Raw genomic sequence first — 15,121 nt, 5'->3', positions numbered from 1 at the left:
CCGGGGCCCGAGTCCTTCAGTGCCAGGCCTGGAACAGCTCCGGATGCGATTGCCGGTACACGCGCAGCCAGCTCAAGGTGGCCGGCACCAGCGACTGCACCGCGAACCACAGCGCCTCGTCCTGCCCGGCGCCGGGCACGGGCAGCGCCAGGCGGGTGGCGCGCCAGCCGGCCCAATCGATTTCGGGCATCAGGTGACGCAGGGCATCGGGCGCGTCCGCCAGCGTGTCGGCCAGGCGCAGCAGCTGGCGCTGCACCTCGGCCCGCGTCAGGCGCGAACGCAGGAGTTCGGTCTGCTGCAGGCCCTCGGTCAGGATGAGAACGGCTTCGCCGGCGTCGTGGGTCAATTGGAGCATCGGTGCGGTGATCATGATCGGCGCGGTCTTGCAGCTTTCGCGCCAGGCCGGCGCACCGGCGCCGGCCGCCGCGCGCGATGAAGCGCGTGCTGCACACCGAGCGGCTGCGGCTGCGCGCGCCCCAGCCGGGCGACGAGCACGCCGCCTTCGCCGGCTGGGCCCAAGACCTCGACGTGCTGCGCTACCTGGGATGGCGGCCCCACGACGGGCTCGCCGAAACCCGCGCTCAGCTCGGCTGGGACCAGGCACGCTGGCTCAAGCGCAGTGCCTGGACCTGGCTGCTCGTCGAACAGCGCGGCGCCGCCGCGGGCCCGGCTCACGGCGCGCCGATCGGCCTGGTTCAACTCATTCCGCAGCGCTTCGACGGCCCGGCCCACCACCTGCGCCTGGGCTACCTGCTGGCGCGCGCCCATTGGGGCCGGGGGCTGATGCGCGAAGCCGTGGCGGCGGTGCTGGCCGAGGCCTTTGCACAGGCGCCGGTGCGGCGCGTCGACGCCTTGTGCGATGTCGACAACCACGCCTCGGCGCGCTTGCTCGAGGCCCTGCGTTTTGCGCAGGAGGGCGTGCTGCACCAGCACAGCCTGCATCCCAATGTGAGCAGCGAGCCCCGCGATGTCACCTTGTATGCCCAGCTGCGACCCGCTGGCCCGTGAATTGCATTGCCCCTGCATCGCATGTTTTTGCCAGGAGGTCCGGATGAGTCCGTCGAGCGCCAGTGTCATCGGCTACGAGCTCCGCTTCCAGTCGCTGTTCCATGCGGGACGCGCCTTCAGCTTCCCCTGCGATGCGCGCGGGCGCGTGCTGCTCGACGCGATGAGCGAGCGCGCGCGCCTGGCCTACCAGAAGGCCCACGCGCTGGTCGGCCGCGAGTACGCCATGCCGGCGGTGCTGCGCAGCCCTCTGCACTGACGAAGCGGCGGCGCGGCGCGCCCGCTTCGGGCCCAAGCGCCTGCGCTGTCAGCCCGGCGTGAAGCGCACCTGCACGTCGGCCGGCGGCGCGTGGTACGGCGCCGAGCTGACCAGGAAGTCGGCGCCGGCCTCGGCATAGGCGACGGCATTGGCAGCCGTGACCCCGCCGGCCGGCGCCAGCAGCGGCTGCAGCCCCCGGGCCTGCAGCGCACGTTTCAGTCGACGCAGCGCGTCGGGCGTGAAGCGCTCGAGCTGCAGCACCTCGGCCCCGGCGGCGGCCAGCGCCAGGGCCTCGGCCTCGTCGCCCACCTCCACCACGAGGCGCTTTTCGGGCTGCGCGACGCGCAGGCCCGCCAGGCGCGCGGGCAGGACCTCGGGCGACAGGAACAAGCGGTGCTCGGGAAACACCAGCAGCGACTCCGACAAGCCCAGGCGGTGCATCACGCCGCCGCCGGCCAGCACCGCACGCACCGCCAGCGCACGGCCGCCGGGCGGCGTCTTGCGCGTGCAGGCCAGGGGCTGCGGATGGCCGGCCGCGCGCAGCAGACCGAGAATCCGGGCCGTCTCGCCGGCGATGCCGCTGGCCACTTCCATGCCGGTCTGTGCCACCTTCCAGGCCAGCAGCAGGCCGGCGGCGGCGCCGGCCGCGCTCAGCAGCAGATCGCCGGCCTGCGCGTCGGCCCCGCTGGGCCGGTGCACCTCGGCCGAGCCGCCGCAGAGCTCGAACAGCCGCGCCGCTTCCTCGACCAGGGCCACGCGCAGGGCCTGCCGCGCCCGGAACTGCAGCTGCGCCGGCGCAGTGCCGATGCCCAGCGCACGGGTGCTGAGGTCGCCGTGCGGCGCATCCTCGCGCAGCCAGCCGTGCAGCACGTCATCGCTCAATCGTTCCATGGGTCTCTCCTGCGGGCCGGGTCACAGCCGCGGAATCTGCTGGGGCGGCACGACCTCGAAGCCGCCGTCGTGTGCGCCGCTCCCGCACTGCCCAGGCCCTTCGACGGCCTGCACGCGCCGCAGCCACTGGCCGTTCAGGCAGCGCCAGGCCTCGAAGCTCTCGCTGCGCAGCATGCGCATGCAGGGCTCGTCTTCGTCGTCGAAGCTGTAGTCCCACTGCGCATAGTGGTGGCGGTAGTAACACAGCTGGCCCAGCGCGTCGTAGCCACGCCATTTCGAGGCCGGCACGCCGTCGTCGTGGTGCGACTCCACGCGCACCGGCCAGAACACATGGGCCTGCAACTCGGCCGGCAGCCGGGCCTGCCAGGAATCGTGATCGCGTTCCATCTCTCGACAGTCCTTTCTTTTCTTGTTGACTCATCGCATCAGCGACACGCCCTTGATCTGCGCATACAGCGCGTCGCCCGGCCGCAGCTGCAGGGCCTCGAGCGAGCGGCGCGTGATGCGTGCCAGGAGTCGCGGCACCTGCGGCAGCGCGCCATTCGCCGCCGGGTGCCCCAGGCCCAGGCCCAGCAGCGCGGTGGCCGGGTCGGTGTTCAGGCCCAGCAACGTGACCGGCAGCACATTGAGGATGCTGCTGTCCGAGGGCGCGCTGCGCACGACGCTGACATCGCGCGCCAGCACCCGCGCCCTGACCGGCGTGCCCACCGGCTGCGCCACCGCCCCCACCCACAGCGCGGCGTCGTCGAAGGCCAGGCGGGTCAGGCCGTAGGGCTGGTCGTGCTCCAGCACGCGGGCCTGCAGCACCACGCCGGCCTCGTCGGCACCGGCCAGCGGCAGGTCGGTGCGCACCAGCAGCTCGGCCAGCGGCCCCGCGGCGCGCACGCGACCGGCCTCCATCAGCACCAGGTGGTCGGCCAGGCGCGCCACCTCGTCCATCGCATGGGTGACGTAGACGATGGGCATGGCCAGCTCGCCGTGCAGGCGCTCCAGGTAGGGCAGGATCTCGGCCTTGCGCGCGGCATCGAGCGCGGCCAGCGGCTCGTCCATCAGCAGCAGCCGCGGGCTGGTGAGCAGCGCGCGCGCGATGGCCACGCGCTGGCGCTCGCCGCCGGACAGCGTGGCCGGCGCGCGCTCCAGCAGGTGGCCGATGCCGAGCAGCGCCATCACCTTGTCGAAGGGAATGTGGCGCTCGCCGGACGCGATGCGTTGCAGGCCGTAGTTCAGGTTGCGCTGCACGTTCAGGTGCGGGAACAGCGCGGCCTCCTGGATCACGTACCCGATCGGCCGGCTGTGGGTGGGCAGGAACAGGGCTTGCGCATCGTCCTGCCACACCGCCTCGCCCACGGCGACGCGACCGCGCGCGCGCTCCAGGCCGGCCAGGGCCCGCAGCACCGTGGTCTTGCCGCAACCCGAGACGCCGAACAGCGCCGTGATGCCGCGCTCGGGCAGCTGCAGATCGACGTCGAGCGTGAAGTCGCGGCGCGGCAGCCGCAGGCGCGCGCTGATCATGCGGCCGGCTCCGTCTTGCGCGGCCGGTTGACCAGCTGCAGCGTCACCAGCACCACCAGCGCAAACGCGACCATCGCCGCGGCCAGGCGGTGCGCGTCGGCGAACTCGGCCGCCTCGACGTGGTCGTAGATCGCCACGCTGAGCACCTGGGTCTTGCCGGGGATGTTGCCGCCGATCATCAGCACCACGCCGAACTCGCCCACCGTGTGCGCGAAACCCAGCACGGCCGCCGTCACCAGGCCGGGCCGCGCCAGCGGCAGGGCGATCGTGAGGAAGCGGTCACCGGCCGTCGCACGCAAGGTCGCGGCGGCTTCGAGCAGGCGCGGCGGAATCGCCTCGAACGCCTGCTGCAGCGGCTGCACGACGAAGGGCATCGTGTACAGCACCGAGGCCACCACCAGGCCGGCGAAGCTGAACGGCAGCCGCCCCAGCCCGAGCGCCTGCGTGGCCTGCCCGACCCAGCCCTGCGGACCCATCAGCAGCAGCAGGTAGAAGCCCAGCACCGTGGGCGGCAGCACCAGCGGCATGGCCACCAGGGCCGACCACAGCGGCTTGAGCCGCGAGCGCGTGCGCGCCAGCCACCAGGCGATCGGTGTGCCGACCAGCAACAACAAGGCGGTGCTCAGCGCCGCCAGTTCGGCGGTCAGGCGTATCGCCACCCAGTCGGCCGCGGTGAACATCGCTCAATGCCCGTAGCCGTAGGCCTCGACCACGGCCTGGGCCGGTGCGCTCTTCAGGTAGTCGAGCAGGGCGGCGGCGGCGGCGTTCTTCTCGCCGGTCTTGAGCAGCACCGCGTCCTGGCGGATCCGGCCATACAGCGCCGACGGCACCAGCCAGTACGAGCCCTGCGCGGGCTTGCCCGGCACCGCCACCTGCGAGAGCGCGACAAAACCCAGCTCGGCATTGCCGGTGGACACGAACTGGTAAGCCTGCGCGATGCTCTCGGCCGTCACCAGCCGGGGCGCCACGGCGTCGTACAGCCCGCGCGCCTTCAGCACCTCGACACCGGCGGCGCCGTAAGGCGCGAGCTTGGGGTTCGCGATCGCCAGGTGCTCATAGGCCTTGCCGGCCAGCACCCTGCCCTCGGCATCGACGAAATCCGGCTTGGCACTCCACAGCACCAGCTTGCCGATCGCATAGGTGAAGTTGCTGCCCGCGACCGCGAGGCCTTCGGCGACGAGCTTCTTCGGCGTTTCATCGTCGGCCGCGATCAGCACCTCGAAAGGCGCGCCGGCCTGGATCTGGGTGTAGAACTTGCCGGTCGCGCCGGCCGACACGACGAGCTTGTGGCCGGTGGCCGCGGTGAAGGACTCGGCGATCCTGGCCAGCGGACCGGCGAAATTGGCGGCCACTGCCACCTGCACCTCGCCCGCGTGCGCCACACCGGCGAAACCAACCAGGCCACCCAGGATCGCGGCCAGTCCCTGCCGCAGGAAAACAGCTCGTTTCATCATTCCGCTCCGTTGAAAGCACCACACGTCAAAGCACGGCACCGGGGCCTCGTTACCCCAGCACCAGGAGAATCACGTTGGAGGCCTGGAACACCGCGGCCACGGTGCTGCCCTCGGCCAGGCCGAGGTGCTGCACCGAGTCGTGGGTGATCACCGCGATCACGGTGCGGCCGCCCCCGATGTCGATCTTGACCTCGCTGTTCACCGGCCCTTCATGCAGGCGCGCCACCGTGCCCCACAGCTGGTTGTCGGCGCTGATGCGCTGGTCCGGGTCGGTCATCAGCAGCACCGAAGACGACTTGATCAGCGCCAGCACCTGCATGCCGATGGCCAGCCCCAGGGTCTGGGCCGACTCGCGGGTGATGACGGCCTTGAGCTCGGTGCGCTCGTCCAGGCGCAGGTAGATCTCGTAGTCGACCTCGCCTTCGCGCAGGCCGCTGACGGTGCAGGCGAGCTGGTTGCGCGCGCTGGTGCGAAAGGCCATGCGCCGCAGCAGCTGCTGGAAGCTGCGCACCGAGTGGGCGCCGCCTTCGGCTTCGTGCGCCTGTGCCGCCAAACGGTCCAGCGCAGCCTGGTACTCCAGCTCGACCGCACGGTACAGCGCGACCATGCTGCGGCCATGATCGGTCAGCCGTGTGCCGCCGCCCTGGCGGCCACCGGCCACGCGCTCGACCAGCGGCTGCTCCGCGAGGTTGTTCATCGCATCCACCGCGTCCCAGGCGGTCTTGTAGGACAGCGGCACGTGCTTGGCCGCCTGCGAGATCGAGCCATGCTGCTCGATCGCCTCGAGCAGGCGAATGCGGGTGTCGCCGAGGAAGCTGCCGAGCTCGGTGTTGACTTCGAGCTTGCCGACCAGGCGCGGGGGCATCGGAACGGGCGACATGGCGGGTGAGCGGTAGGTCTTGGTCATCTATGGTGAATCTTATATAGAAAAGCCAAAACCGTGCCAGGTTCGTGCTCCAGACCGATCGCGGCAACGGATTGCACAGCGATTTTCATGGGGCGCTATGGTTGTGTCTGCACGACCTCCCCGCCTAGACTCGCGCTCAAGCCTTGCGCGACCCTGTCGCGCTTATTTGTAGCCTTGTCTACATAACGACAGCAATGTCGACCCCACCGCACAGGAGCATCGCCATGGCCACAGGACTGAGCAGCCGCAACCGGTTCGAAGGCCGCATCACGGCCTTGCAGCCCGGCGCGATCAACACGGAGGTCGAGCTCACGCTGCCGGGCGGCGACGTCATCGTGGCGGTGATCACGCAGTCCAGCGCCAGGTCACTGGGGCTGACGGTGGGCATGCCGGCGGTGGCCCTGGTCAAGGCGCCCTGGGTCATCGTGCAAGCCGGCGTGCCGACGCTGAAATTCAGCGCCCGCAACCAGCTTGCCGGCACCGTCAGCGCCGTGCAGGCCGGCGCGGTCAACAGCGAAGTCGCGATCACGCTGCCCGGCGGCAGCGTGGTGCTGGCGATCATCACCAACGACGCGGTGACCGAGCTCGACCTGAAGCCGGGGGTGGCCGCGACCGCGCTGATCAAGTCCAGCCACGTCGTGTTGGGCGTGCCCAGGTAGGGCCGCCAACGCCGCGGCCTGCGGCGCCCTGGGTTCAGATCTTGAACCGCCACAGCCACGGCAGCTGGCGGCGGTAGAGCCGCAGCTCGCGGCCGGCGGACGGCAGCCAGGCGTCGATGACAGCCCAGACCATCGTGCGCGCCGCCTCGTCGCGTGGCGGCAGCAAGGCCCCCAGCTCCTCCCAGCTCTGCCAGTCGACCTTGGGCATGCGCTCGCGCACGGCCGGCGGCAGCGCCTGGGCGGACCGGGTCATGGTGCGCAGATGCTGTTCGACCGCCGGGCGGGCCAGGCGCGAGGCCTCGTACTGCGCCCGGCTCGCATCGCCCACCAGCACCTGGATGGCCCAGCCGGCCTCGAAGAAATTGGCCAGCAGCGAGGCCACATAGAGCCCGGCCGCCGGGAACACCGCGCCGCTGTCGGTGACCGCGGCATTCATGCGGGGGCTCCGAACGCGGCCGGGTCCTGCTGCCACTGCTCGAGCACCCGGCCACAGGGCGCGCCGTCGGCGCCGAAGCTGCGCTCTTCGAAGTGCAGGCTGCCGTCGCGCCCCATGATGAAGACGGTGCTGCTGCGCGTGCCGTGCTCGCCGCCCGCGACGAACACCGCCGAGCGGCGCTGCTCCTCGGCGCCGGCGAGGCCGGTCTCGGGCCAGCCGGCGTCGGCGGTGTGGCGATCGGCCAGCATCACGAACGCGGCCGCGGCGATGTCGGCCGCGCGGAGTTCCTCGTCGGGCATCGGCAGCTCGCAGCCGTACAAGGCCTGCGCGTCGCGCAAGCGCGGATAGCCATCGAGCAAGGTGGTGAAGCCGCCGGTGGCCTTGATGTAGGCGCCGAACAAGGTGCCCAGGCGCTCGGTCTGGGGCCAGCGCTGGTCGAGCAGGCCGTTCGACAGGGTATGCAGACCCTCGGTCAGCGCCAGCGGCAGGCGTGAACGCGTCGCCGCGTAGTGGGCCTGGCGCGGGTTGCCGACGATGAGGTTGAACGGCGCATACGGCCCCTTGTCGCGCATGAAGCGCCGCGCGAACACCACCGGGTCTTCGCCCGAGGCCAGGTAGGCCAGCGGCAGCTCGCCGCGGCTGGGTGCGCCGGCGGGCGGCGCGGCCGCTTCGCGGTAACCGGTGACGAGGGCGAAGCGGCCGTCGTCGCGGCTCACCGCGAGCCAGCTGCCCTGCCCTTGCAGGTCGCGACCGGCCAGAACGTCAGCGGGGTCGGTCCACCACGCGGCCGGTGCCGTCGCGCGGGCGTGGGCTTCGCTGCGGTTGTAGAGCAGCACCAGCGGGAAATAGGGGTGGGCACGCCAGGCGATGGCCACAACGCTCATGTCGTTCTCCTCATGGGCCGGGCCCGGATCGTGGCGCCTGCGCGGGCTGCGGCAGCGGCTTGCAGGCGATGGCCACCAGGTGCATCGCATCGTGGCGGATGCCCTCGGGCCCCCGCAGGGCTTCGAGCCGCCGAACGATCTCGGCGCGCGCGCGAACGCGCAGCGCTTCGGGCAGGTGCATCAGGAAGTGGCCCCAGGCGCTTGCCTGCATGAACTCGATCGCGCCGTCGCCGCTGGCGTGCAGGATCACCTCCGGCTGCGCGTCGACGCACACCGGGGCGAACCCGGCCCGCCGCAGCAGGCCATCGAGTTCGACCGCGCCGACGGCGTACCGGCGGCCCTCCTCGGGCGGCGCGTGGCCGGCGTAGGGCGGCTCGGCCAGCAGCGCGGCCTGCACCTGCTGCGCCGGATGCGGGTGCGTGCCCGCGGGGGTCACGAGCCCGAGGCGCCCGCCCGGCACCAGCAAGCGAGCGCATTCGGCCAGCGCGCGGGCCGCATCGGGCCAGCCGTGCAGCACGCCGTTGGCGACGATGGCCTCGAAGCTGCCCGCCCCGAAGCGGGCCAGCTGGTACACATCACCGACCTGGAAGCGCAGGTTGTGGCGACTGCGCTGGTGCGCGATCTGCACGCGCAGCGGCAAGGCGTCGAGCCCCAGCACCTCGCCTTCGGCGCCGACGCGGTCGGCCAGCTGCGCGGCCAGCAAGCCGGTGCCGCAACCCAGCTCGAGCACGCGCTCGCCGCGGCGCAGGCCCATGCTCGCCGCCAACGCGCGGCCGGCCTTGAGGTGGCGGTCGAGGGCGATGCGCTCGTAGTGCGGCGCCAGCGACGGGGCCGGCGCGGCCGACGTGTTCGAGGCGGAGCCACGTTCACCCATGTGATCAACCGCAATGTGCAGTGGCCGGAAAGACGCCGGTGGACAGATAGCGGTCGCCCCGGTCGCAGACGATGAAGACGATGGTCGCGTTCTCCACCGTCCTGGCGATCTGAAGCGCCACCCAGCAGGCGCCGGCCGCCGAGATGCCGGCGAACAGGCCTTCTTCGCACGCCAGCCGGCGGGCCATGTCCTCGGCGTCGGCCTGGCCGACGAGCACCAGTTCGTCGACTCCCGCCGGGTCGTAGATCCGCGGCAGGTAGGCCTCGGGCCATTTGCGGATGCCCGGGATGCGCGCGCCTTCGGCGGGCTGCGCGCCGATGATTCTCGGCGCCGGGCTCTTTTGCTTCAGGTAGCGCGAGACGCCGGTGATGGTGCCGGTGGTGCCCATGGCGCTGACGAAGTGCGTGACGCGGCCGCCGGTGTCGTTCCAGATCTCGGGGCCGGTGGTCTCGAAGTGGACGCGCGGGTTGTCGGCGTTGGCGAACTGGTCGAGCACGCGGCCCTTGCCGTCCCTCTGCAGTTGCTCGGCCAGGTCGCGCGCCTGCTCCATGCCGCCCGCGGCCGGCGTGAGGATCAGCTCGGCACCGAAGGCCCGCATCGTCTGCGCGCGCTCGACCGACAGGCCCTCGGGCATGACCAGCAGCATGCGGTAGCCGCGGATCGCCGCGGCCATGGCCAGCGCGATGCCGGTATTGCCCGAGGTGGCTTCGATGAGCGTGTCGCCGGGCCGGATCTCGCGGCGTTCCTCGGCGCGCCGGATCATGCTGAGGGCCGGCCTGTCCTTCACCGAGCCGGCCGGGTTGTTGCCTTCGAGCTTGCCGAGGATGACGTTGCCGCGCCGCTCGTTGTCGGCGCCGGGCACGCGCTGCAGCCGCACGAGCGGCGTGGCGCCGATCACGTCTTCCAGCGTCTTGTAGGGGGGTGCTGCCGATCGGAGCACTGCCCGCTCGGCCGTGGCGTTCGGTGCATTCATGGGCGCACCACGCCGCGCCTTCAGGCCGCGGCCGCGTCCTCCGGGCCGAAGCAGTGTGCGTAGTCGCTGCACACGCTGCAGCTCGGGGCGCGGCAGATCGGGAGTTGGGCCTTGTCGCAGAGTTGCTTGTAGAGGAACTTCTTCCACTTCATGTCGCGGTCGTTGCGCGCGGCCAGCTCCGGGAACCAGCGCGTCATCAGCGCCGAGAGTTCGCGCCGCGAGGGCAGGTGCAGGTCCTGCCACAGGTGGTTGTCGCCCAGGCTGGCCTGGCCCAGCGCATGCGCCAGCCAGCGCATCTCCTCGTGCGCGCCCGCGGCCGGTGCACCGCATTCCATCAGCAGCGCGACCAGGTCCTCGATCTCGTCGTAGCGCGGCTCCGTGCGCTCGGCATGGGCCAGGGCCTGCCAGTCCAGCTCCAGCACCGGGTCGGCCCCCGGGAACCAGCGCGCGATCAGGTGCCGCGTGGCGGCGGCACCGAGTCCGGCCAGCGGCAGCAGCCGGGTGCCGTGGGTGTCGAAGGCCGTCGCCAGCACCCCGGCCACGGCCTGCACCTCGGGCGCTTCGGTGTCGGTGGCGCAGCCCATCAGCGCGCTCCAGAGCGCCAGGCGCGACCCGCCGGGCAGCGCGCCATGCACGCCGCCGGGCGTGGCCTGCAGGTACAGGCCCACGACCGTGCTGCGCGGTGCTGCTCTCCTGACCTGGGCTCGCATGGCGAATTGCCTTCAGGCTTCCACGGCGGCGTGCGTGTAGCACTTCTTCGGGCAGATCTTCGAGCACGCGGTGCAGCCGATGCACATCTCCTGGTGCGCGATCGTCATGACCTTCTTTTCGTACTCTTCTTCGTCGTCATCGTCGTCCTGCGAGACGCCGACGCGCTCGCCGTCCTCGTTGAGGCCGACCATCGCGAGCACGCCGCGCGGGCAGACCTTGAAGCAGCGGCCGCAGCCGATGCAGGTTTCTTCGTTGATGTTCTGGACGAACTTGGGCGTCCAGGTTTCGCCGCTGGGCAGCGTGACGGAAAAACTGCTCATGTCCCTTCTCCTCGCTGGTGCGTCGGGCTCAGGCCGGCGTCGCGGCGGCCAGCTGCTTGCGTACCGCCATCAGCGCGGCGTGCGCGTCGTGGGCGACCTGCGCCACTTCGAGAATCCTTTCCCAGTTGGTGGGCAGTTCCTCGGACAGGTCGTGCAGGTCCATCTTGGCTTGCGTGGCCTTGGCGTTGAGCTTCTTGGCTTGCGCCTTGAGGTCTTCGAGCTCAGCCATAGTTCGCCACCTCCTTGTAGGCCTCGACCATGCCGACGCCTTCGGCCACCAGCTTGCCGCCGGCCTCGGCCAGCTTGGCCAGGCTGGCATAGCCGAAGCGGTGCACGTCGCGCAGGTGGCGGTTCACGACGATCAGGCGGCCGGCGGTGAGCACGGCGCGACCGAAGCCTTCGTGGCTCATCTTCATCATCGGGCTGACCATGCAGCCGGTGGCGCGCTCGATCGACAGGCCGATGGCGTTGTGGAACAGCTCCAGGCGCCACAGCGTCTCGGGGTCGGGGTCGCCCATCATCGGCAGCGCGCGGCGCTGCTCGGCGCTGAGGATGTAGGGCTCGAGCAGCTTGGCGTCGCTCTTGCCTTCCCAGGTGCCGTGGGTGTCTTGCGCGCGGATCTGCTTGACCAGCTCGCGGATGAACGGGTCCTGCAGCAGCGCCTCGTCGGTGGCGGGGGTGCCGGGTGCTTCGACCGTGGTGGCTTCACTCATGACTTCACCTTTTCTTCATCGTCGTCTTCGAAATCGTGGGCCTTCGCCTGGTCTTTCAGCAGCGCCTTGCGCAACCAGGGGGGCGGTGTGCCCTTGAGCACCTCCTGCATCTTGTCGAGCAGCTCGAGGATGGGCTCGGGCTGCGTCACCTTGATGGGGTGGATCTTGGTGGCCACCACGCGCGCCGCGGCCGAGCCGCCGATCGCCGCGACGTAGACGATCGCGCAGTCCTTGATGGCCTCGAGCTTGGGGGCGAGCTTGTCCTCGTTGCCGTCTTCGGCGAGGTCATCGCCGAACGGGTAGGCCTGCACGAACCTGTAGCCGGCGGCATCGATCTCGTAGACCGCGAGGTGCTTGGCCCAGCCGAAGTGCGCATCGACGCGCTGCTGGTCCTGGGTGGCGAAGGCGATCTTCATCAGGGCTCCTTTGGGGGCTTGGATTCAGGCGGCGGCGGAGGCGGCCGCTTGGCTGCCGTGCGACAGGCGGGGGATCTCGGCGCTGACATGGGCCACGCCCGGCTCGGGCACGGTGCTGAACAGCGGCATGACCACGCCGCGCGCGGCCGCCACCGCGGCTTCGGGCAGCGGCCAGTCGCCGGGGCCGTGGTGCGGAATCTGCTCCATCAGCACATTGCCCACCTCGTAGACGAAGTTGCGCGTGCCGCGGTAGCCGACATAGCACTTGTGCGCATTGCCGATGCGGTCGAAGGTCGGGATGCCCAGGCGAAACAGCGGCCTGCCCAGGCGCTCGGCGGCCTGGCGGCCGTGCGAATGCGTCATCAGCAAGTCGCAGCCGGTGGCCTTGGCGGCCTGCTCGAAATCTTCGAGGTCGCCGATCACGACCTCGGCAGTGGGCATGCGCTCGAGCAGCGGCGACGCCGTGGTGGTGACGCAGACCGCGAGCTCGGCGCCCATCTCGGTCAGGAAGCTGCCCACGGCGAACAGCAGGTCGGGCTCGGCGCCGAGCGCGACCTTGACGTTGCCGAAGTGGAAGTGGCCATCGAGCATCGCATCGACGAGCTGGCTGCGCTGGCGGCGCAGGCGCTGCGGCACGGCGCGCCCGGAGAGCGTGCTGAGGCACCGCACGAAGGCGTCGGTCGCGGTCAGGCCGGTGAGGCGATCGAACAGCGTGAAGGGCACGCCGCAGCGCGCTTGCAGGGCCTCGGCGGCGGGCCGCATCTGCTCGCCGATGGCCAGCGTGTGGACCGCACCGCCGAGGCCCTGCAGCGCCGCCAGCGGCGTGCCGCCGATCGTGGTGCCGAGCCAGTCGTCGGGGATGTGGCCGTCGAGCGAGCCCGACACGTCGGGCACGAACACCGGCTGCAGGCCGAAGGCCTCGATCAGCTCGCGCAGCTCTTCGATGTCGCCCGGCGTCAGGTGGCTGCCGGGCAGCACGTTGACGCAGCCTTCGCGGCGCGGCGTGTCGGTCTTCGGCAGCTGCTTCACGAGCGTGGTGACCGCCTTGGCCCAGCCGTCCTGGAAGGCGCCGGCGTAGTCGGGCGTGGAGACGTAGACGATCTCGGTGTCGGCCAGCTCGGGGTGCTTCTGGCGGGCCAGGGCGATGTAGCCGTCGACGTCGTCGCCCTTGGTTTCGGTCAGGCCGGTCGAGCAGATCGCGATGAGCTGCGGCTTGGCGCGGCTGCGGATGTTGAGCAGCGCCTTCTCGATGTTGTCGTAGCCGCCCATGATGGTGGTGGCCTCGTTCATCGCGGTGGTCTGCAGCGGGATCGCCTCCTTGAAGTGGCGCACCAGCACGACCAGGCCGAACGAGGTGCAGCCCTGCGAGCCGTGCATCATCGGCATGCAGGACTCCAGCCCCATGAACGCATAGCTCGCGCCCAGCGGCTGGCTCATCTTGAGCGGATTGACCGTGCAGGCCTTCTTGGACTCGACGACGTGGGCCATGATCGTGTGCTCCTGCCGCCTCAGGCCGGCTGCGCTTCGCTGGCGAGCTGTTCGGCGCTCTGCTCGATCAGCAGCGTGTCGACGGTCTCCCAGGGCGCGGGCGTGCGCACCTCGGCCCACATCGGGTTGAAGAGCGCCTTGTCGATCTCCGCGATCATCGTGACCATGCCTTCGTAGCCGGCGAAGGCATGGTGGCGCTCCTGGTTGATGTCCATCCAGGGCATGCGCGCCTTCAGCGCCACGAACTGGCTGCGCCCGCCGCTGAGCATGATGTCGGCCTTGGCGTCGCGCAGCATCGCGTACATCTGGCGCGGCGTCATGTCGTCGATCATGTGGGCGTCGTCGCCCATGATCTCCTTGATCTTTTCCTTGTCTTCCTTGGTGCTCTTCTTGATGCTGGTGCCCACCACCTCGAGCCCGGCCTCCTGCAGCGCGGCCACCACCGACCAGCTCTTCACGCCGCCGGTGATGAGCAGCACCTTCTTGCCGGTGAGGCGCTGCTTGTAGCCGCGGATGCGCTCCCAGGCGCGTGCCTCTTCCACCGCGATCAGCGCTTCGGTGCGCTCCTTCAGCTCGGCCGGCGCGCCGCGCTCGACCAGCAGCCGCGCGATCTCGCGCAGGGTTTCGCTCATGTCGCCAATGCCGTAGAACGAGCCCTCGAAGTACGGGATGTCCCAGCGCTGCTGCATCTTGGTGGCGATGTTGATCATCGACTTCGAGCAGACCATCATGTTGGCCTTGGCGCGGTGCGCCGAAGCGACCTCCTTGTACCGCCCGTCGCCCGAGATGCAGCTGAGGATGCGCACGCCCAGGGCATCGAGCAGCGGCTTGACCTGCCACAGCTCGCCCGAGAGGTTGTACTCGCCGATGATGTTGATGTCGTAGGGCGTGGTGGTGTCGGGCTCGATGGTGCCGACCACGTAATCGAGCAGGGCCTCGGCGCCGAGCTTGTTGCCCAGGTTCTTGGGGCCGGCGAAGCCCGGCGCGTTGACCGGGATCACCGGCTTGTTGAACTTCTCGGCGGCGCGCTTGCACACCGCCTCGATGTCGTCGCCGATCAGCCCGGTGACGCAGGTCTGGTAGACGAAGATGGCCGGCGGGTCGTACTTCTCGCAGATCTCGCGGATCGACTTGAACAGGCGCTTCTCGGCGCCGTAGATCACGTCGAGTTCGTTGATGTCGGTGGTGAAGCCGGTGCGGTAGAGCGTGGAGCCCGACGAGGCGCTGTGCCGGTTGTCCCAGGAGTTGCCCTCGCAGGCGATCGGCCCGTGCACCAGGTGCGCCACGTCGACGATGGGCTGCAAGGCGATCTTGGCGCCGTCGAAGGCGCAGCCGCCGGCGGCGGCACCCGGCGTCAGTTGCTTGGTGCAGCCCTTCTTGCGCTCCTTCTCGCTCTTGCCCTGGTTCTTGTCGCAGCCAGGCTCCTCGAAGACTTCGGCAATCTTGGCTTTGAGCGACGCGGACATCCGGGGCCTCCTGTGCTGGGCTGCGACATCGAACGGTGGGGTTCGAGTGCCCTATTGCAGCTTCGATGCCAGGGGCGGAAATCCTTAGGAATCAAGCACTTGGCACTTTGGGGCCGGCCTTGCGGCGCAGCGGCGCGACAAGCCGGCTGCTGC

The 15,121-nt window shown here is 70.4% G+C and carries 21 protein-coding genes; 3 read left to right on the top strand and 18 right to left on the bottom strand.

Annotated elements, in window-relative coordinates; genetic code table 11:
- Window positions 1-16: 16 nt before the first annotated feature.
- Window positions 17-370, bottom strand: coding sequence for a hypothetical protein (locus ACQY9S_RS20015; protein ID WP_428422178.1), 354 nt, complete (start codon window positions 368-370; stop codon window positions 17-19).
- 62 nt (window positions 371-432) lie between these two features.
- Between ACQY9S_RS20015 and ACQY9S_RS20010 the strand changes: the two genes are divergently transcribed.
- A complete protein-coding gene (locus tag ACQY9S_RS20010; RefSeq protein WP_428422176.1) occupies window positions 433-1,008 on the top strand; it encodes a GNAT family N-acetyltransferase in 576 nt (191 codons plus the stop codon).
- Between the two features lie 43 nt (window positions 1,009-1,051).
- Window positions 1,052-1,264, top strand: coding sequence for a hypothetical protein (locus ACQY9S_RS20005; protein WP_428422174.1), 213 nt, complete (start codon window positions 1,052-1,054; stop codon window positions 1,262-1,264).
- 48 nt (window positions 1,265-1,312) lie between these two features.
- On the opposite strand, the gene modD is transcribed toward ACQY9S_RS20005, so the two are convergent.
- From modD to ACQY9S_RS19975, 6 genes are read right to left on the bottom strand one after another with little or no spacing between them, the layout of a single operon-like run.
- Entirely contained in the window at window positions 1,313-2,155 is an 843-nt protein-coding gene (modD, locus tag ACQY9S_RS20000; RefSeq protein WP_428422173.1) for a ModD protein, read from the bottom strand.
- Window positions 2,156-2,176: 21 nt separating this feature from the next.
- Window positions 2,177-2,542 carry a hypothetical protein gene (locus ACQY9S_RS19995; protein WP_428422172.1) on the bottom strand — a complete coding sequence of 122 codons (366 nt, stop codon included), beginning with the start codon at window positions 2,540-2,542 and terminating at the stop codon, window positions 2,177-2,179.
- A gap of 30 nt (window positions 2,543-2,572) precedes the next feature.
- Window positions 2,573-3,667, bottom strand: coding sequence for a molybdenum ABC transporter ATP-binding protein (modC, locus tag ACQY9S_RS19990; RefSeq protein ID WP_428422170.1), 1,095 nt, complete (start codon window positions 3,665-3,667; stop codon window positions 2,573-2,575).
- A complete protein-coding gene (gene modB / locus ACQY9S_RS19985; protein WP_428422168.1) occupies window positions 3,664-4,347 on the bottom strand; it encodes a molybdate ABC transporter permease subunit in 684 nt (227 codons plus the stop codon). Before modB ends, modC begins: the two co-directional genes overlap by 4 nt.
- Window positions 4,348-4,350: 3 nt before the next feature.
- The gene (modA, locus tag ACQY9S_RS19980; protein ID WP_428422166.1) at window positions 4,351-5,121 is read right to left on the bottom strand and encodes a molybdate ABC transporter substrate-binding protein; all 771 of its coding nucleotides are present in this window, start codon (window positions 5,119-5,121) and stop codon (window positions 4,351-4,353) included.
- 49 nt (window positions 5,122-5,170) lie between these two features.
- On the bottom strand, window positions 5,171-5,986 hold the full coding sequence (locus tag ACQY9S_RS19975; protein WP_428425830.1) for a TOBE domain-containing protein: 816 nt from the start codon (window positions 5,984-5,986) through the stop codon (window positions 5,171-5,173).
- A 266-nt stretch (window positions 5,987-6,252) separates the two neighbouring features.
- On the opposite strand from ACQY9S_RS19975, the gene ACQY9S_RS19970 reads away from it, so the two are divergent.
- A complete protein-coding gene (locus tag ACQY9S_RS19970) occupies window positions 6,253-6,687 on the top strand; it encodes a TOBE domain-containing protein (protein ID WP_428422165.1) in 435 nt (144 codons plus the stop codon).
- 34 nt (window positions 6,688-6,721) lie between these two features.
- Here ACQY9S_RS19970 and ACQY9S_RS19965 read toward each other — a convergent pair whose 3' ends face one another.
- The 11 genes from ACQY9S_RS19965 to nifE are packed head-to-tail and all read right to left on the bottom strand — an operon-like array spanning window position 6,722 to window position 14,968.
- Window positions 6,722-7,123, bottom strand: coding sequence for a hypothetical protein (locus ACQY9S_RS19965; RefSeq protein WP_428422163.1), 402 nt, complete (start codon window positions 7,121-7,123; stop codon window positions 6,722-6,724).
- The gene (locus ACQY9S_RS19960) at window positions 7,120-8,007 is read right to left on the bottom strand and encodes an NRDE family protein (RefSeq protein WP_428422161.1); all 888 of its coding nucleotides are present in this window, start codon (window positions 8,005-8,007) and stop codon (window positions 7,120-7,122) included. Before ACQY9S_RS19960 ends, ACQY9S_RS19965 begins: the two co-directional genes overlap by 4 nt.
- Window positions 8,008-8,017: 10 nt before the next feature.
- Complete coding sequence (locus ACQY9S_RS19955; RefSeq protein ID WP_428422159.1) at window positions 8,018-8,881, bottom strand: class I SAM-dependent methyltransferase; 864 nt, start codon at window positions 8,879-8,881, stop codon at window positions 8,018-8,020.
- Between the two features lie 4 nt (window positions 8,882-8,885).
- Entirely contained in the window at window positions 8,886-9,854 is a 969-nt protein-coding gene (cysM, locus tag ACQY9S_RS19950; RefSeq protein ID WP_428422157.1) for a cysteine synthase CysM, read from the bottom strand.
- A 20-nt stretch (window positions 9,855-9,874) separates the two neighbouring features.
- A complete protein-coding gene (locus ACQY9S_RS19945) occupies window positions 9,875-10,564 on the bottom strand; it encodes a nitrogen fixation protein NifQ (RefSeq protein WP_428422156.1) in 690 nt (229 codons plus the stop codon).
- Window positions 10,565-10,576: 12 nt separating this feature from the next.
- Window positions 10,577-10,885, bottom strand: a complete 309-nt coding sequence (fdxB, locus tag ACQY9S_RS19940) for a ferredoxin III, nif-specific (protein ID WP_428422155.1) — start codon at window positions 10,883-10,885, stop codon at window positions 10,577-10,579.
- A 28-nt stretch (window positions 10,886-10,913) separates the two neighbouring features.
- Window positions 10,914-11,114, bottom strand: coding sequence for a CCE_0567 family metalloprotein (locus ACQY9S_RS19935; RefSeq protein ID WP_428422153.1), 201 nt, complete (start codon window positions 11,112-11,114; stop codon window positions 10,914-10,916).
- On the bottom strand, window positions 11,107-11,598 hold the full coding sequence (locus tag ACQY9S_RS19930) for a NifX-associated nitrogen fixation protein (protein WP_428422151.1): 492 nt from the start codon (window positions 11,596-11,598) through the stop codon (window positions 11,107-11,109). Before ACQY9S_RS19930 ends, ACQY9S_RS19935 begins: the two co-directional genes overlap by 8 nt.
- Window positions 11,595-12,014, bottom strand: coding sequence for a nitrogen fixation protein NifX (gene nifX / locus ACQY9S_RS19925; RefSeq protein WP_428422149.1), 420 nt, complete (start codon window positions 12,012-12,014; stop codon window positions 11,595-11,597). Before nifX ends, ACQY9S_RS19930 begins: the two co-directional genes overlap by 4 nt.
- Before the next feature lie 24 nt (window positions 12,015-12,038).
- The gene (gene nifN / locus ACQY9S_RS19920; protein WP_428422147.1) at window positions 12,039-13,502 is read right to left on the bottom strand and encodes a nitrogenase iron-molybdenum cofactor biosynthesis protein NifN; all 1,464 of its coding nucleotides are present in this window, start codon (window positions 13,500-13,502) and stop codon (window positions 12,039-12,041) included.
- 20 nt (window positions 13,503-13,522) lie between these two features.
- Window positions 13,523-14,968, bottom strand: a complete 1,446-nt coding sequence (nifE, locus tag ACQY9S_RS19915; RefSeq protein ID WP_428422145.1) for a nitrogenase iron-molybdenum cofactor biosynthesis protein NifE — start codon at window positions 14,966-14,968, stop codon at window positions 13,523-13,525.
- Window positions 14,969-15,121 lie beyond the last annotated feature (153 nt).

It is taken from the genome of Methylibium sp. (assembly GCF_965279545.1).
Taxonomy (GTDB): Bacteria; Pseudomonadota; Gammaproteobacteria; order Burkholderiales; family Burkholderiaceae_C; genus Methylibium.
The sequence above is the reverse complement of the archived record's forward strand: the minus strand, read 5'-3'. Positions and strand labels throughout refer to the sequence as shown.

Excerpts from the sequence above, each read along its gene's own strand:
- ACQY9S_RS19945 (WP_428422156.1), bottom strand. The coding sequence starts at position 10,564 with ATGCGAGCCCAGGTCAGGAGAGCAGCACCGCGCAGCACGGTCGTGGGC.
- nifX (WP_428422149.1), bottom strand. The coding sequence starts at position 12,014 with ATGAAGATCGCCTTCGCCACCCAGGACCAGCAGCGCGTCGATGCGCAC.
- modB (WP_428422168.1), bottom strand. The coding sequence starts at position 4,347 with ATGTTCACCGCGGCCGACTGGGTGGCGATACGCCTGACCGCCGAACTG.
- ACQY9S_RS19965 (WP_428422163.1), bottom strand. The coding sequence starts at position 7,123 with ATGAATGCCGCGGTCACCGACAGCGGCGCGGTGTTCCCGGCGGCCGGG.
- fdxB (WP_428422155.1), bottom strand. The coding sequence starts at position 10,885 with ATGAGCAGTTTTTCCGTCACGCTGCCCAGCGGCGAAACCTGGACGCCC.
- ACQY9S_RS19935 (WP_428422153.1), bottom strand. The coding sequence starts at position 11,114 with ATGGCTGAGCTCGAAGACCTCAAGGCGCAAGCCAAGAAGCTCAACGCC.
- nifN (WP_428422147.1), bottom strand. The coding sequence starts at position 13,502 with ATGGCCCACGTCGTCGAGTCCAAGAAGGCCTGCACGGTCAATCCGCTC.
- ACQY9S_RS19970 (WP_428422165.1), top strand. The coding sequence starts at position 6,253 with ATGGCCACAGGACTGAGCAGCCGCAACCGGTTCGAAGGCCGCATCACG.
- ACQY9S_RS19960 (WP_428422161.1), bottom strand. The coding sequence starts at position 8,007 with ATGAGCGTTGTGGCCATCGCCTGGCGTGCCCACCCCTATTTCCCGCTG.
- ACQY9S_RS19975 (WP_428425830.1), bottom strand. The coding sequence starts at position 5,986 with ATGCCCCCGCGCCTGGTCGGCAAGCTCGAAGTCAACACCGAGCTCGGC.
- ACQY9S_RS19995 (WP_428422172.1), bottom strand. The coding sequence starts at position 2,542 with ATGGAACGCGATCACGATTCCTGGCAGGCCCGGCTGCCGGCCGAGTTG.
- ACQY9S_RS19955 (WP_428422159.1), bottom strand. The coding sequence starts at position 8,881 with ATGGGTGAACGTGGCTCCGCCTCGAACACGTCGGCCGCGCCGGCCCCG.
- ACQY9S_RS20005 (WP_428422174.1), top strand. The coding sequence starts at position 1,052 with ATGAGTCCGTCGAGCGCCAGTGTCATCGGCTACGAGCTCCGCTTCCAG.
- nifE (WP_428422145.1), bottom strand. The coding sequence starts at position 14,968 with ATGTCCGCGTCGCTCAAAGCCAAGATTGCCGAAGTCTTCGAGGAGCCT.
- modD (WP_428422173.1), bottom strand. The coding sequence starts at position 2,155 with ATGGAACGATTGAGCGATGACGTGCTGCACGGCTGGCTGCGCGAGGAT.
- modA (WP_428422166.1), bottom strand. The coding sequence starts at position 5,121 with ATGATGAAACGAGCTGTTTTCCTGCGGCAGGGACTGGCCGCGATCCTG.
- ACQY9S_RS20010 (WP_428422176.1), top strand. The coding sequence starts at position 433 with ATGAAGCGCGTGCTGCACACCGAGCGGCTGCGGCTGCGCGCGCCCCAG.
- ACQY9S_RS19930 (WP_428422151.1), bottom strand. The coding sequence starts at position 11,598 with ATGAGTGAAGCCACCACGGTCGAAGCACCCGGCACCCCCGCCACCGAC.
- ACQY9S_RS20015 (WP_428422178.1), bottom strand. The coding sequence starts at position 370 with ATGATCACCGCACCGATGCTCCAATTGACCCACGACGCCGGCGAAGCC.
- modC (WP_428422170.1), bottom strand. The coding sequence starts at position 3,667 with ATGATCAGCGCGCGCCTGCGGCTGCCGCGCCGCGACTTCACGCTCGAC.
- cysM (WP_428422157.1), bottom strand. The coding sequence starts at position 9,854 with ATGAATGCACCGAACGCCACGGCCGAGCGGGCAGTGCTCCGATCGGCA.